Annotated in this window: 13 protein-coding genes and 2 pseudogenes; 7 read left to right on the top strand and 8 right to left on the bottom strand. The window is 68.6% G+C overall.

Annotated features, from left to right (window positions below; genetic code table 11):
- Positions 1–65: 65 nt before the first annotated feature.
- Complete coding sequence (locus tag AC07B0_RS11025) at positions 66–1163, bottom strand: heparin lyase I family protein (RefSeq protein WP_478897671.1); 1098 nt, start codon at positions 1161–1163, stop codon at positions 66–68.
- Between the two features lie 570 nt (positions 1164–1733).
- On the opposite strand from AC07B0_RS11025, the gene AC07B0_RS11020 reads away from it, so the two are divergent.
- Together AC07B0_RS11020 and AC07B0_RS11015 are read left to right on the top strand one after the other, a co-directional pair.
- Positions 1734–4142 carry a M4 family metallopeptidase gene (locus tag AC07B0_RS11020; RefSeq protein WP_469378405.1) on the top strand — a complete coding sequence of 803 codons (2409 nt, stop codon included), beginning with the start codon at positions 1734–1736 and terminating at the stop codon, positions 4140–4142.
- Positions 4143–4344: 202 nt separating this feature from the next.
- Positions 4345–5223: a helix-turn-helix domain-containing protein gene (locus tag AC07B0_RS11015; protein WP_469378407.1), complete on the top strand. Its 879-nt coding sequence runs from the start codon at positions 4345–4347 to the stop codon at positions 5221–5223.
- On the opposite strand, the gene AC07B0_RS11010 is transcribed toward AC07B0_RS11015, so the two are convergent.
- The 3 genes from AC07B0_RS11010 to AC07B0_RS11000 form a co-directional block, all read right to left on the bottom strand.
- Positions 5168–6319: an HTTM domain-containing protein gene (locus AC07B0_RS11010; protein WP_478897668.1), complete on the bottom strand. Its 1152-nt coding sequence runs from the start codon at positions 6317–6319 to the stop codon at positions 5168–5170. The genes AC07B0_RS11015 and AC07B0_RS11010 overlap by 56 nt on opposite strands.
- Positions 6309–7049, bottom strand: a complete 741-nt coding sequence (locus AC07B0_RS11005) for a DUF5819 family protein (RefSeq protein ID WP_478897666.1) — start codon at positions 7047–7049, stop codon at positions 6309–6311. The genes AC07B0_RS11010 and AC07B0_RS11005 overlap by 11 nt, the downstream gene beginning before the upstream one ends.
- Positions 7050–7161: 112 nt before the next feature.
- Positions 7162–8433 carry an ice-binding family protein gene (locus AC07B0_RS11000; RefSeq protein ID WP_356881207.1) on the bottom strand — a complete coding sequence of 424 codons (1272 nt, stop codon included), beginning with the start codon at positions 8431–8433 and terminating at the stop codon, positions 7162–7164.
- Between the two features lie 402 nt (positions 8434–8835).
- Here AC07B0_RS11000 and AC07B0_RS10995 point away from each other — a divergent pair, with 402 nt between their 5' ends.
- Positions 8836–8964, top strand: a complete 129-nt coding sequence (locus AC07B0_RS10995; protein WP_478897664.1) for a hypothetical protein — start codon at positions 8836–8838, stop codon at positions 8962–8964.
- A gap of 125 nt (positions 8965–9089) precedes the next feature.
- Here the strand turns inward: AC07B0_RS10995 and AC07B0_RS10990 are convergent, their stop codons facing one another.
- Together AC07B0_RS10990 and AC07B0_RS10985 are read right to left on the bottom strand one after the other, a co-directional pair.
- Complete coding sequence (locus AC07B0_RS10990; RefSeq protein WP_478897662.1) at positions 9090–9830, bottom strand: response regulator transcription factor; 741 nt, start codon at positions 9828–9830, stop codon at positions 9090–9092.
- Entirely contained in the window at positions 9827–11101 is a 1275-nt protein-coding gene (locus AC07B0_RS10985) for a sensor histidine kinase (protein WP_478897661.1), read from the bottom strand. Before AC07B0_RS10985 ends, AC07B0_RS10990 begins: the two co-directional genes overlap by 4 nt.
- Positions 11102–11244: 143 nt before the next feature.
- Between AC07B0_RS10985 and AC07B0_RS10980 the strand changes: the two genes are divergently transcribed.
- The 4 genes and pseudogenes from AC07B0_RS10980 to AC07B0_RS10965 all read left to right on the top strand — a co-directional run.
- Positions 11245–11697, top strand: a complete 453-nt coding sequence (locus AC07B0_RS10980; RefSeq protein ID WP_478897659.1) for a DUF4190 domain-containing protein — start codon at positions 11245–11247, stop codon at positions 11695–11697.
- 66 nt (positions 11698–11763) lie between these two features.
- Positions 11764–13299, top strand: coding sequence for an alpha/beta hydrolase (locus AC07B0_RS10975; protein ID WP_478897657.1), 1536 nt, complete (start codon positions 11764–11766; stop codon positions 13297–13299).
- A 171-nt stretch (positions 13300–13470) separates the two neighbouring features.
- Complete coding sequence (locus AC07B0_RS10970) at positions 13471–14028, top strand: SMI1/KNR4 family protein (protein ID WP_478897655.1); 558 nt, start codon at positions 13471–13473, stop codon at positions 14026–14028.
- Positions 14029–14123: 95 nt separating this feature from the next.
- Positions 14124–14724, top strand: a pseudogene (locus AC07B0_RS10965) (transposase); the annotation flags it as partial.
- A 19-nt stretch (positions 14725–14743) separates the two neighbouring features.
- On the opposite strand, the gene AC07B0_RS10960 reads toward AC07B0_RS10965, so the two are convergent.
- Together AC07B0_RS10960 and AC07B0_RS10955 are read right to left on the bottom strand one after the other, a co-directional pair.
- Positions 14744–15133, bottom strand: coding sequence for a hypothetical protein (locus AC07B0_RS10960; protein ID WP_478865054.1), 390 nt, complete (start codon positions 15131–15133; stop codon positions 14744–14746).
- A 47-nt stretch (positions 15134–15180) separates the two neighbouring features.
- A pseudogene (locus AC07B0_RS10955) lies at positions 15181–15358 on the bottom strand (VOC family protein); the annotation flags it as partial.
- Positions 15359–15496: the final 138 nt, after the last annotated feature.

Here is a 15496-nt window from a genome sequence, read left to right as displayed (position 1 = left end):
GCCGAAGACGGAGGGCAGGAGGACGAGCCCGTGCAGGCCGTACGGGTGGCTCGGCCCGCCCCGGGTCACGCCCTCCGGCCGCCGGCCCGGCGCCGATCCGCCCTGACGCGGCTGCGGAAGACGAGGACGAGGCCGGCGGCGAGCAGTGCGCTGCCGGCGGCGAGGACGATCGGAGTGCGGCTGGGGGAACCGGTCTCCGCCAGGGGTCGGGCGTCGTTGTCGGTGTCCTTGTCGGAACCAGTGTCCATGGGGATCGCGTCCGCGGCGTCGGGTGCCGAGCCCGGGGCGACCGGTCCCGTCGCCGGGGCCGACACGGATGCCTGCGCCGACGCGGATGCCTGCGCCGACGGGGATGCCGATGCGCCGGACCCGTCGGGTACGGGAGTCGCCGTGGCATTCGCGGGCGGCGTGGCCGGGGGCGGTACGGAGTCCCCGGGCGAGATGGCGGTGATGGAGACGTCGTCGTAGTAGTTCACCACGGCCGGTGTGGAGCCCGCCTTGTGTCCCTTCCAGGCCTGCCAGTTGGGCCGGTACAGACCGATCTTGTGGTAGGGGGCGGTGTCCTGGTGATAGCTGTTCGGACCGCGGTGAGATCCCACCTCGGCCCCGTCGAGCCGGGCGGTGATGGACCCGGTGGTGCTGGCGGTGGACCAGGTGATGTCGAAGGACCACTGGTTCCAGTGGCCGAGCCGTACCGGGCCGAGGTCGTACTTGACCTCGTGCGCCGGCTGGTTGCTCTCGTCCGCCTTGTCCGAACCGGTCTTCCAGTGGACGACCATCATCCAGCGGTCGCCCTTGACGGCGAGGACGACCGCGGGGTAGGTGCCGGTCCCGCCGTGCCACTGGGAGACGATGGTCTGCGCGTCGTAGCGGATCCAGTCGCCGGGCAGGTAGTTGGCGAAGGTGTACCGGTAACTTCCGTAGGGCACGCGCGCTGTGGCGATCTCGGTGCGGTAGGACTTCCCGTCGTCGGGCATGGCGAACCGGACGGCCTTGCCGCCACGCCCGCCGGGTGCGGTCTTGACGTCCACGGTGCCCGTGCCGTCGATGCCCTTGCGCGGAAACGCGGCCGTGGCTCCGGACTCGAACCCGTCCTTGAAGGGGACGGGCGTCAGCGCACGGTCGGCGACGGCCTCGGTCGCCCAGAATCCCACTACCAACACCGCGGCCAATGCTGCGCCGCCCCGACGTCTGCGGCTGTAACGCTGGAACATGAACCATCCTTGAAATGAGGGGAGATGAGGGTGAGCGAGGTGGTGACCCGCAGCGCGGCACTGTGACTGCCGTCGACTTACCGGCTGCGCACGACAGCTCACAAACAATCAGAACCAGACACGTTCGCACGTGTTGGCACATGACATCCTCCTCGGGCGGCGCAGTCAAGTCCGTGCGGAAGGACGAGATCCGCTCGTGATCTTCCGGTGTGCTCGACCTGCGAGGAGGTGTGCGCCGGTACGCCCCCGAGGGGATGGGGCATCCGCGCCCGACCGCCGTGGCGCACGGGGCATCAGGGGGTTGGTTCCGGCCGATTCGTTGATCAGCGCCGTGATGTTTACGTAAACATGCAAAACTGGGGTCAGTGAGGGCGAGCGGTCGCCCATGCCACCGCAGTGTGTCCCGTGCGGCAGTTCGCTGCCTTCCCTGCACAACCTGCTCCGCCCGGACGGACCGTGCCCGGTCCGCCTGGACCGCTCCGGCCGGCAACCGCCGGCCCCTGCGCATCAGGAGTCACGTTGAGACGTACCTTCCGTCAGGCGGCCATGACCGGCGCCCTGATGTCGAGCGCCGCGCTGATCGCGGTCGGGCTGCCTTCCACCGCTCTTGCCGTCCCGGGCGCCGTCGCCGCCCCTTCCCCCACCCGGCCCGCCACCGACGAAGCCCGTGCGGGCGCCATGAACGTTCGGCTGACCGCGGACCAGAGCGCCGCACTCCTGGCCGATGCCGCCGACCGGACGGGCACGGCGAAAGCGCTGGGACTGGGTGAACGCGAGGCGCTCGTACCCAAGTCCGTCTCCAAGGATGCCGACGGTACCCTGCATACGCGCTACGACCGCACGTTCGCCGGACTGCCCGTACTCGGGGGCGACTTGGTGGTCCACACGACACCGGTCGGCAGTGTCAAGGGCGTCACCAAGGCAAACCCCGCCGCCGTCACACCCCCCTCCACCACGGCCCGGAAGACAGCCGAGTCCGCACGGTCCCTCGCCGAGAGCCGGGCCGAGGCGGACGGCATCGAAGCCGCGGAAGCCAAGTCCCCCCGCGAGGTCATCTGGGCAGCCTCCGGCCGGCCCACCCTGGCCTGGGAAACCGTCGTCGGCGGCCGTCAGCGGGACGGCGCACCCTCCGAGCTGCACGTCATCACCGACGCGAACACCGGCACCGAGATCTTCGCGTACCAGGCGGTGATGAACGGCACCGGCCACGGACAGTACAACGGGCACGTCACGCTCGGTACCTCGGGCTCCAGCGGCAACTACCTCCTCCAGGACCACACCCGAGGGGGCAACAGAACCACCGACCTGGGCCACGCCGACGGGGACGAGGCAACCGGCTCGCTGTTCACCGACGCCGACGACGTCTGGAGCGACGGCAGCCCAGGCAACAACCAGTCGGCCGCGGTGGACGCCCACTACGGCGCCCAGCTGACCTGGGACTACTTCAACGACGTTCACGGCCGCAACGGCATCAGGAACGACGGCGTCGCCGCCTACAGCCGGGTGCACTACGGGAACGCCTACTCCAACGCGTTCTGGTGGGACCACTGCTTCTGCATGACCTACGGAGACGGCGCCTACAACACCAACCCCCTCACCTCGATCGACGTGGCCGCGCACGAGATGTCCCACGGGATCACCTCAGCCACCGCGGGCCTGCGCTACAGCGGGGAGTCCGGCGGGCTCAACGAAGCGACCTCCGACATCTTCGGCGCAGCGGTCGAGTTCTGGGCGAACAACCCCTCCGACCCCGGCGACTACTTCGAAGGCGAGGAGATCAACCTCAACGGCGACGGCACGCCCCTGCGCTACATGGACAAACCCTCCAGGGACGGCGCCTCCGCCGACCACTGGTACCCGGGCATCCACCAGATCGACGTCCACTACTCCTCCGGACCGGCCAACCACTGGTTCTACCTGTCGGCCGAAGGAAGTGGACGCAAGCTGGTCAACGGCGTGAACTACGACTCGCCGACCCATGACGGCAAGCCGGTCAACCCGATCGGCCGCGAGGCCGCCGCCAAGATCTGGTTCAGAGCCCTGACGACGTACATGACGTCGAGCACCGACTACGCGGGCGCGCGCGCCGCCACACTCGAGGCGGCCGCCGACCTGTACGGGAAGAACGGAGTCGTTTACAACAACGTCGGAAATGCCTGGGCCGCCGTCAACGTCGGACCGCGCATGGTCCAGGGAGTCACCCTGACCAACCCCGGCAACCAGGTGTCCACGACCACGGCGCCGGTCGACCTCCAGATCCAAGCCGTCACCAGCAACCCCGGGGCGGCGCTCACCTACAAGGCCACCGCCCTGCCCGTCGGCCTGACCCTCGACGCCGCGACCGGCAAGATCACCGGCACGCCCACCACGGACGGCAACATGACCATCACCCTCACCGTCGAGGACTCCACCAAAGCCCTCGACGTGGTCTCGTTCGCCTGGCTCGTCTACACCCCCGGCAACTGCGCCACCACACAACTGCTCGACAACCCGGGCTTCGAATCGGGCGCGACGGCATGGAACACCAACAGCAACCCGTCCCTGATCACCGATGACAACTCCTGGCTCCCCTCGAGAACCGGCTCGTGGAAGGCCCTGCTCGGCGGCAACGGAAGCAGGACCACGGAAACGATCACGCAGACCGTCTTCGTTCCCTACGGCTGCCAGGCCACGGTCACCTTCTGGCTACGCGTCCTCACCAACGAGGAGACCAAGACCGTCCCGTACGACCATCTGAACGTCCAGGCCAACGGCGTGCCTCTGGCCACGTACTCGAACCTGAACGCGAGCGCCGACTACGTTCAGGGGACGATCGACCTGGGCTCCGTCGCCGGCCAGTTCGTCACCCTCACCTTCACCGCCGCAGAGGACCTGGCCGCTCCGACCTACTTCCTCCTCGACGACACCGCACTCACCATGCACCCCTGAGCAGGTAAGCGGATTTCTCCGGCGGGTAGGTGAAAGATTGCGGCATCTGGGTGAAACCTGCTCGGGCTGTGCACGCCGCTTCCTTCACACAGCCCGACACTCACTGACAGGGCCCGTTTGATCATCACCGCACGGTGAGCTCCCCGGCCCGGCACGCAAGTCCGTGGCTGTGAGACAGCCCCGAGCCGGAGGTAGACCACCCGTGGCGGTGAACGGAAACCCGACCGTCAGGAGACGTCGACTGGGCGCGGAGCTGCGCTGGCTGCGCCTGGCCCGAGGCCTGACCAGTACGCAGGTGGCCGAGCACCTGTTGATCTCCCAGCCCAAGATGAGTCACCTGGAGAACGGGCGCCGCGCCATCAAGCCCCGTGACGTGCGGGACCTGTGCGCCCTCTATGAAGTGACGGACATGCGGGTCGTCGACGCGCTGATGCGGATGGCGACGGAAGCGGACCGGCAGGGCTGGTGGACGGCCTGCGGCGAAGTCCCGTACGCCGTTTACATCGGCCTGGAGACGGAAGCCGCCTCGATTCGCTCCTACGAGCCCCAGTTGATCCCGGGCCTGCTGCAAACCCCCGCCTACGCGGACGCCGTCGTAGCGGAAACGATCCCTCAGGCCACGGCTGAACTGATCGCCGTGCGCCGCGAGGTCCGGCTGCGTCGTCAGCACCGGGCCCACCACCCGGCCCGGCCTCTGCGCTTGTCGGTCGTACTGGACGAATCGGTGCTGCGCCGCGTGGTCGGCAGCCCCGCGATCATGTGCGAACAGCTGGAGTTCCTGAACCACCTCGGCGCGCAGCCGCACGTCACCGTACAGGTCCTCCCGCACGAGGCGGGAGCCCATCCCGGCGTCACGGGACAGTTCTCCGTCCTCGACTTCCCGGACAGCGTGGACGGGACGGTGTACCTGGAACGCTTCACCAGCGACCTCTATCTGGAGAAGCGATCCGACGTGCAGCACTACGGCGTCATGTACGAGAACCTTCAGGCCCAGGCCCTGGACCCGGAGCACACCCGCCGCTTCATCACCCGTGCCGCCGAGCAACTGCCGGCCGCGGCACCACCGCCCGGCCGGCAGTGATCCGGCCTCGGGATCCGCACCTTCCTGTGCGCCGCACTGCGCGACGCCACAGGTGCGGCAGGAAGGTGTAGAAGCGGTCGGGAAGGAACACGGCGTCCGCCACGATCATCGCGCCGGAGAAGAGGGGCAGCCCCAAGAGCACCGCGATGCCGACGTGCATGCCGAGCAGCACGGCCAGAACGGGATACTTGAGCCTGCCGAAGAGGACGAACGGGAAGGCGACCTGCAGGAGCACCGTCAGGTAGCCGGCGATCGCGATCACCATCGGGTACTCGTCCACGAGGTGGGAGAGCGCGGGCCAGGGCTGGAAGAGTTCGAGGTTCAGTGCATAGTGGAGAGCCGTGCCGCCGCCCCAGGTCAGGCCCTGGACCTTGTACAGGCCGGCTGACCCGTACAGGAAGCAGACCTGTGCCGCGATGATGAGGATGCCGCAGTTGTGCACCACCGTGGTCAAGGTGGCACGGGCGTCGTGGAGTTGTCGTGCGTAGAAGCTCCTCACCCGATCCGGCGCGTCGCCCGCACGAGCTGTCCTGCGCCGATCCCGGCGTGCGTCCAGGGACCAGCGCCGACCGCAGGCGGTGAGGACGAGGTAGAAGGCCATCAGCAGGATCAGGTTGTCGCCCCCGTCCGTCATGAAGATCGATCTCGCGTGGAACGAGGCCACCACGACGGCGAAGAGGACGGACACGGCGCGGGTCCGCCAGCCCAGCATGAACAGCGCGGACGTGACGACGGCCATGGCGTAGCAGACTTCGAAGTAGGCACGGCTGCCGGACAGGATCAGGATGCTGTTCCAGCCCGTCTGGTCGAAGAGCTGCTGTGCCAGCGCCGGGGTCCAGGGGGAACCGGGGCCCCAGATCTCGTCGCGGTGCGGGAACTCCCGCAGCAGGAAGGCCAGGTACAGCAGCCCGTAGCCGATGCGCAGAACTGACGCGGCGTACAGGGAGATCGGCCGGCCGGTGAGAAGCGCCCACAGCGCACCGATGCGTTCGAGCAGCCACCGGTGGGCCGTGGCGGCGATCGAGGTCTCGTGGGCCGCAGGCCCGTTCGGCGTGGCTGCTGTGGAGGCCTGCTGGGTGAGCTGCTCATTTCCCATGGGGGGTCACCTTCCACCAGGGCAGGAGCCGGTCCTCGGTGGGCGCCGGCGGGCGGTTCCCGGCGGCTGCGCCGGGCGCGGCGACGGGCAGTGTGACGACCCGCAGCTGAATGAACTCGAAGGAGCCGCCGTCGTTGTGGGCGGCGACGCGGTCCGCGGCGATGTTGCGCAGGTACTGCTGCAGCATCGCGGCCCGTTCCGAACGTGCCGTGTCGGTACCTCCGTGGGTCTCGACGTACGAGGTCCAGGCGCGGCGCAGAAGGTTCTGGGACGTATGGCTCGGAAACACATTGTGGTCGACTGCGGCATTGTCAACGGCAGCCAGGTCGAACCAGGGGGTCACCCCTACCGATCCTTTGGAGTCGGTGTGGGCGGTTCTCGCGAGGACCTTCCGGTTGAAGGAGTCGGGGTCCGGGGCGAAGAGCCGCCAGTTCTGTTCGAAGAGGGGGTACACCCATCCGTTGATCTGTGAGCTGTACCGCTTCGATACGGGGTTGGAGGGGGCCACATGAAGGAACACCAAGACGACATGGACCAGAGCCGTCACCAGACAGAGGGCGACGGCGGTGTGCAACCCCGCTTTCAGCGCACGCACACCCATGGGCGGCGTGCACGGGCTGACCGCTTCGTCATGAAGCGGCTGGGGAACCGGACCGGAATCGGACTGATGAAGTTCCTTCACGCCGGGAGATTCAATTCCGCTCGACACCACCCACCCGGTCCTTCTCATGTCGGTTGTTCGTCTGAGGTCTCTGCGGCTCTCACCGACGGCGCGCGGCGGACTCGATGAGGATTCCGCCGCGCGCCGTCATTCGATGAAGGGGCTTCGTACAGCCTGCTGCCTAGCCCTCGCGGCCTTCGTGGCCTTCGTGGCCCTCGGGCTTGTCGCCGTAGCCGTGGTGCTCGCCGGGCTTCCCGCCGTGGCCGTGGTCCGGCTTACCGGGTCCCTCGCCGGGCCCGTGGTCCGGTCCGCCGTGGTCCGGTCCGCCGTGCTCGTCTCCCGGCCTGCCGCCGTGGTCCGGTCCGCCGTGGTCCGGTCCGCCGGGCTGACCGCCGTGTCCGCCGGTGACGTTCCCGCCCGTGATGGTCCCGCCGGTCGTGTTCCCTCCGGTCGTGGCTCCGCCGGCCGTGTTTCCGGCCGTGTTGCCCGCGGTGTTCCCGGAGGTGTTTCCGGCGATGTTCCCCGAGGTGCCGCCCGATACGAGGTCGACGATCGGTCCGCCCAGGAGGCCGCCACCGATCAGACCCACGGTGGTGCCGGTCGTCGACCCGGCGGTGGGCGTACCGGCGGTCGTGCCGGTCGTCGTGCCGGTCGTCGTTCCGGTGGTGGTGCCGGTGGTCGTTCCGGTGGTCGTCCCGCCGGTGGCGCACCCGCCGAGGAAGATCCTGTTGTTGTTGAGCGTCACCTCGCCGTTACGGGCCAGCGCCCGGCCTTCGATGTTCGCCCCCTGGTTCACGAAGATGGAGGTCAGCGCCATGATGGTGCCCACGAAGGTGGAGGTGGTGCCGAGGGTCGCCGAACTCCCGATCTGCCAGAACACGTTGCACGGCGAAGCGCCGTTCGTGAGGAGGATCCGGCTGTTGGACGCCGTGGTCAGGGCTTCGGGAATCTGGAACACCCAGACCGAATTGGGGTTTCCCCCGGCGTTCAGGATCAGGTCGCCCGTGAGTCCGACACCGGAGGTGGCCCGGTGGACGCCGGGAAGCAGCTCCTGGCCCCCGCCGATTCCTGCTGCGAGCGGGAAGTCCGGTGCCTGGCCGGTCAATTGGCCGGCCGCGTTGTTGTACGCCACAACCAGATCGCTCTTGGCCTGAGCGGCCTCAGCATCCGCGGGATGCACGGCACCGCGCACCTCTCCGGGCGGGAATCCGGTGATGGCCGGGTTCGGGTGCGTACCGAGGTCGTGGTCGAGCACCGAGTTACCGGTGTTGGTGACTCCCTGACCCGCCAGAACGGAGTAGCTGGCGGTGGTACCCAGCGGCACGGGTGTCGCGATGGCCAGTGCCTGCGTCGGCAATCCGGCCACCATCACAGCGGCAACCGTCACGGCGACGGCCGAGCCCAGCCAACCGGACAGAGTGCGGCGTCGAGCCGCCTGGATTCTCAGCTTCATCAAGAGGCCATTTCCTGTTGTGGGGCCGTGGCGTACCGGGTCCTAGCTCGCCCGGGATGCCCTGGTGTATTGCGGCCGTATATTACGCAGGAAATTTCGCGCGCCACCAACGGGTCAGGCGGGGTGGGGGGATTGATACAAACACATTCCGAGAAGAATGTGTGTTGAAAATAGCCAAAATTGCGTTGTCGATTATGCGACATTGCCCCGGATGGGTAAGGCGCGATTACCTCACAAGAGGTAGCGCCGCACACCTGTCCAAATAAGTCCAACCGGCACACGCGGAGATGTACCGCCAGTCAGGCGATCTCGCGAAACCCGGCGAGACGGGCGTGGCGGCAGTTCGTCGCCATTGGCCTACGTCGAGGTCACTGGCCGGGGCTTTCCACGGAGCGGATACCCGTGGTCCGCGGCATCAGCGACCAGCCGCACGCCGACGTCGTCCGCGACCGCGTCGCCCAGGAGCAGCGCGAAGTCGTCCTTCTCGCGGTCGGCGATTTCGACCGCTCGGGCAAGGGCGTCGAGCGGTAGTGGGGGAGCGCACGGGTTGCTGGAGCCCGGGTGACGGCCACGGGGGAGTGGTGGCTCAGGCGTGGACCGCCCGGGAGGCTGGGCCAGTGGCACAGGCAGGCCGGGTCGGTTCAGCTGATGTCGCGTCAGCCCACGACCCCGGGTACGGCCAGGCCGGTTTCGTACGCGATCACCACCGCATGGGTCCGGTTCTGCGCGCCGAGTTTGGTCAGCACGTTCCCGACGTGCGTCTTCACCGTCTCCAGGCTCACCCTGCACGACTCCGCGATGTCCTGGTTGGACCGGCCGGTGGCCATCAGGCGCAACACCTCTTCCTCCCGGCCCGTCAGCGCCGCCTGCGGCAGCGCCCGGGCGGATCCCAGTGGGCGGGCGGTGACCATCTGCCGCAGGGCCGCCGGGAAGAGGATCGCCTCGCCCGCCGCGACCACGCGCACCGCCTCCGCGATCTTGGGGACGGGGAGCCGCTTGAGCACGAAGCCGCTGGCGCCTGCGCTGAGTGCGGAGGTGACGTAGTCGTCGTTCTCGAAGGTGGTGATCACCACGACCTTCGGCGGGTCGGTCTGCCCGGCGAGGAGCTGCCGGGTGGCCTCAATGCCGTTGCGGCGCGGCATCCGTACGTCCATCAAGACGACGTCCGGCCGCAACTGCCGGGCCCGCTCGACTGCTTCGACACCGTCGGCGGCCTCCCCGACGACGGCAATCCCGGGCTGCATGGCGAGCAGCGTGCGCAGACCGCTGCGGGTCACCGCGTCGTCGTCCGCGATGAGGAGGGTGGTGCAGCTGGACGCGCCGACGGTGTCCGTTGTGACGGCTGTGCCCGTGTCGGGGCTGGTCGCGACTGCTGCGCTCGTTCGTGAGCCGATCATGCCGGCAAGCGTACTGGCAGCCGTACCGCGAGCCGCCAGTGCTCCGGTCCGTCCGGACCGGCCTCGATCTCGCCGTGCAGGAGCCGCACGCGTTCCAAGAGGCCGGGCAGGCCGTGCCCGGACGTCGGGAAGGCACCCGTGGTCATTGCGCTACCGGCTCCGGTCCGGTTGACCACGTCGAGCACCAACGAGTCCGGCGTCGCCGCCACCTTGACCCGGATCGGACCGACCGCTCCGTGCCGCAGCGCGTTCGTCAGCCCTTCCTGCAGGATCCGGTACGCCGCCCGGGACAGCGTCCCCTGGACCTGCGCATGGTCGCCCGACAGCTCCGGCTCCACCACGGCGCCCGCGTGCCGCAGCCGGTCGAGCAGCTCGGGCAGGTCGGCCAGGTTCCGGGCCGGTGCCGTCCCCGCCTTCTCCGCGCGCAGCATGCCCAGCACGTAGTCCAGGTCTTCCAGGGCGGCCCGGGTCGATTCCTCGATGCTGCGCAGGGCGGCCCGCGCCGCCACCGGATCGGCGCAGAGCATTTCGCCCGCCACCGCTGCCTGGATCGTGGCGGCCGTCAGGGTGTGCCCGATCGAGTCGTGCAACTCGTGGGCCAGCCGGTTGCGTTCGGCCAGTGCCCGCTCCCGCTCGGCGGCCAGCGCGAGCCGCTCGGCCGGCGACGGACCCAGCAGCCTGGGCGCCAGCCACCGCAGGGCGGACGTCACCGCCAGGCACAGAGCCGACGCCAGCAGCAGGCAGCAGAGCGCCGCTGCCCAGCTCTGCCAGCCGCTGTCGGCCCGCAGCGACCAGCCGTTCACACTCAGCCCGGCCTCGGCGCCGGCCCAACCGCCGGGAAGGAGCAGGCCCGCGACGAACAGCAGGATGCTCAGCTGCGCCCCCGCCCACCCCAGTACCACGTGCGACAGCAGCCACAGCGGGGTTCGCAGGCGGTCGGCGCCCGATGCCGTCGAAGGTACCGCCCCGTCACCGGGCAGGTCCGCACGCCGACGCTCGCCCACGGGGTCCGGCAACGGAACCGCCAGCATCCGCCGGGCGCAAGCGATCAGCACCCGCCGCGTGGTGCCGGCCAGCCCGATCACGCCGATCAGTACGGACCAGACCAGCACGGTCAGAGCGAACTGCACTCCGACGGGGGCGGATGGCCACGCCACCGCCGGTAGTGCTGCGACGGGCAGCAGGGGAAGGCTCGCCAACGCGCCGCAATAGGCGAACAGCGCACCCGAATACGTGGAGCCGCGCAGCAGCGGCCGGATTCCTCTGAACATGGCCAGGTCAGTATGACCGGACGGCCCACCGGCGGCCTCCCCCGATCGGGGGAGCGAACTCTCCCGCCTTCCCGTGATGTGTCCGTGGGTCCCCGAAACCAGAATCGGAGCCTCACCAGTTGACGGGACGGAAGGACGGGCTGATGAACGCTCAGGAAATCGAGACACCGCTGGATCACACAGTGCAGGACCAGGCGGTGCAGGACCGCACGGTGTCCGCTCATCCCCAGGCCGTACGGAGTCACCCGGCACCGCACGGAATGACGCCGGGGCTGACAGCGCCGAAGAACAGCCTGGCCACGGCCGCCATGACATTGGGCATCATCGGCCTGTGCACCTCGGCCGTCTTCGTCGGCGGCCCGCTTGCCGTGATGGGCCTGATCCTGGGCATCGCCGCGCTGATGGCAGCCAAGCGGACCGGTGTGGGCCGGGGCAGGGCCGTCACCGCCGTCGTGACGTCGGCCCTCGCGATCGTGGTGTCCGGGCTGGTCGCCGTGTTCATGGTCTGGTACGCGAACAAGACACAGGAGTGCTACCAGCCCGACGGCTTCCACCAGTACGCGCAGTGCGTCCGCGAGCACCTGAACGGAAACTGAACGGCCCTCCCGTTCCCTCACCGGCCAACCGGCTGCCCACTCTCCCCGACAAGGACGAGCATCACCGTGCGAAGCAGAAACACCCGCAAGGCCCGCCTACTCGCCGCCGGCCTCGCGGCGGCCACCCTCTCAGCGCTGACGCCCGCAACGGCCTTCGCCGCGTCCGTGGCATCCGGCACCTCCGCGGCATCCGACCCCTCCACAGCCAAGGACCCCCTGCGGCGGTACACGCAGCAACAGCTCCAGTGGAAACGCTGCGACGCGAAGGGCCCCGACACCTTCCAGTGCGCGACGCTCAAGGTGCCGCTGGACTACAGCGACCCCGCCGGCAAGACGATCGGCCTCGCGATGTCCAGGCTGAAGGCGGGCAGCGCGAAGGCACGTCACGGCGTTCTGCTGCTCAACCCGGGCGGCCCCGGCGCACCGGGACTGCAACTGCCTGTCGATCCGCTCATGAAGTTCCCCGCGGAAGTGAAGCGGCGGTACGACCTCGTCGGCTTCGACATGAGGGGTGTCGGGCAGAGCTCACCCGTCAGCTGCGGGCTGACCGCCGAGGAACAGGCCGACCGGCCCTACAAGGCGGAGACCTTCGCGAAGGACGTGGATCGGGCCCGTACCGTCGCCGGGAAGTGCCGGGCCAGGGCCGGTGACATGCTGCCGCACCTCACCACCCGCAACAGCGCCCGTGACATGGACATCATCCGCGCCGCCCTGGGCGAGAAGAGGATCTCCTACCTGGGGAGTTCCTACGGCACCTACCTCGGCGCCGTCTACATGCAGCTGTTCCCACAGCGGGCCGACCGATTCGTACTGGACAGCGCAACCGACCCGAACCGGATCTACCGGGGGATGTTCCAGGACATGGCGAAGGCGGCCGAGCAGGCTTTCACGCGCTGGACCGCATGGACCGCCCGCCGGCACGCGACCTACGGACTGGGCGACACTCCGGCCGAGGTCCGCGCGACCTACTGGGACCTGATCGCGCGGGCGAACCGCAAGCCCGTCTTCTTCGAGGGACAGACCCTCACCGGCGACGGCATCCGTGCCGACAACCGCACGTTCTTCCACGTCCGGAAGGCCGCCGAACGGATCGCCGGGCTGAAGGACGCGGCCGAGGGCAGGAACCCGGCTCCGTCCGGCACGCCCGGCCAGGCCCAGGAGCCCGACGACAGCTACTTCTCCATCGCCTGGTCCTTCATGTGCGCCGACACCCGCACCTGGTCGCACGACCCCGAGCAGTACCGCCGCGAGGCGATCCGCGACAAGGCCCGGTATCCGCTGTACGGCGACTACGCGGCCGCCATCACACCCTGCGCCTTCTGGCAGCAGGGCAGCGAGCCGCAGACCAGGATCGACAACACGGTCGGTGCGCTGATCACGCAGAACGAGTGGGACTCCCAGACCCCCCTGTTCTCCGGCCTGGCCATGCACCGGGCCCTGCGCGGCTCCCGGATGCTCACCGTCGCCGGTGGTGAGGGACACGGCGTCCTCTACGCACCCGACGCCAATCCTTGCGCGGACAAGGCCGCAACGACCTACCTCACCACGGGCAGACTCCCCGCCAAGAACCTGACCTGCCAGGCCACGACCGGCCAGAAGTAGCGGCGGGTGGGCACGGGACGACACGAACTTCGCCGAACGGCTCTACCGCTACCCCACCGGCGAAGACACGGCCGGCCCCAACAGCTCCGCCTTCTACCCCGGTCACGTCGATGCCTTCGATCCGGCAGCCCCGTCGTCGACATGTCGGTGGGCTCTGGCAGCATCGCCGTCATGACCGACATCGATGACCTCGTGAAACGCGTTGCCATCCGGGCCGCGTCGGACAACGCGGACCTTCCCGCGTCCATCGACGATGCCCGGATCACGGAGGCCGAGGCACAGCTGGGCTTCGCGCTGCATCCCCTCCTCGCGCGCCTGTATCGCGAGGTTGCTGACGGCGGCTTCGGCCCTGAATACCGTCTGCTGCCACTGCTTGGTCCGGGCTCCAGCGTCGTCGGCGAATACCTGACGCGACGCGAGACGTCCGCGGGAGCGGAGCACCCGAACTGGCCCGAAGGCGTCGTACCGATCCTGACCTGGGGCTGTGCCATGTACGCAGGCGTCGACTGTCTCAGTGAAGACGGCCAGGTCCTGCTCTTCGAGCCGAACCCGTATCAGGGCGGATCGTGGGAGCAGTGCTGGTTCCTCGACTCCGCCAGCCTCGCAGCGTGGCTGGAGACATGGCTCGCGGGGACGGGCTGGTTCGAGGAAGACGCCTTCGACAGGGAGGACCTGGTCGAGCCTCAGCCATGGGACCAGGCCGCGAGCCGACTGTCCTCCGGCACATAGCGAAACACCAACGCTTCATCCCGTTGCCTTCGGCGGGGGAGCGGCGGGGCTCCTGCACCAAGATCCGGATTACGGTAGGACTCCTCCTCGCCCGTCGCGGGAACATCGCACGGCCCGTCCGGATCGGCTGGGAGGCTCTGCGGTGGTTACTAGCCCGCTGCGGGATCTCCGTCCAGCACACGAAGACCTGGAAGGAGTCCCCGGATCCGGCGTTCGACGCTAGGTTGGATCGGATCGAGTAAGCGGTCAACGAGCGTCCTGACCGCACGTTCGCCTTTGGGTGTCAACCGGCGCCGCAAGGGCATCGACCACACCTGGGTCGCCCTGCGGTCGATCCGAGCCGCCCGTCCGGACGACGCCCCGATCTACGTGATCCTAGACAACCTCTCCGCCGACTTGAACTGGAGAATCCGCAGGTGGGCGCCGAGAAACAAGGTCGAGCTGTGTTTCACGCTGGCCTACCCGTCCTGGGCCAACCCGATCGAGGCCCACTTCGGGCCGCTGCGGCAGTTCACCCTGGCCGACTCGAACCATCCGAACCACACAGTCCAGACCCGGGCCCTGCACGCCTACCTGCGCTGGCGGAACAACAATGCACGCCACCCCGAAGGCATGGCCTCCCAACGAGTCGCACGAGCACGCATCCGCAGCGAACGAGGTGTCCGCTGGGGCGGACGGCCGCGGGCGGCGGCCTGACAATTTCCGGCTTGGCGGCCTACTCGTTCATTTCCTCGGGAGAGAGACGAGTGATCTTCATCCCGGCTTCGGTCTCGACCAGGGTCAACGCACCGATCCAATCCCCGTCGTCGGGATACTCCCAGTTGACGGCATCTTCGAGAGCCGCCGGAAGCTGATCCCGAGGGATCAGCTCGCCCGGCTGAAGACCGCTCTCTCCGGCCGGCGACACCCACGGCGCAACCCGACGGACCTCAATCCACCCGCGATCAACGAGGGTGAGCAAGATTCCTGCGAGCTCGCTGACCGGCCGGGATTGGTCGGCGTCGTCGAGGTCTCCCCAGACACCGGCCAGGATGTCGATCTCGAATGAATTGACCATGAACGCTTCCTCGATCTTGGTCAACGCGTCCCACTCATGCTTGCTCACTCGTCGATCATCGCAGAGCAACACGGCAAACCTTCCCGGTCACAGCACTAGGCCATGCCCACGGAGACGAGTTCGCTTTCGAAGCCGTCGTGTGATTCGAGGTAGGCGGCGCGTTGGTGGGGGCCGCCGACGGGGGGCGATGTGGAAGGCGAGGTGTCTGAGGCCGGGTGCGCAGCGGTCGTGCCGTGCTGCGGTGAGGGCGGGGGACTGTTCGAAGACGAGGTGGACCGCAGACGACGACGAAACGATCGGCACCTGCGCGCCGACACCGCAGTACGGGCAGACCGTCCGTACGCTCTCGGCCTTCGAGTCCGGCGTCGTCGACGAGACTCCCCCGGGGCGGTGGCGCCCGCCCGATATTCA

It is taken from the genome of Streptomyces sp. NPDC044704, from assembly GCF_056433525.1.
This window is presented reverse-complemented; position numbering and strand designations above follow the sequence as displayed.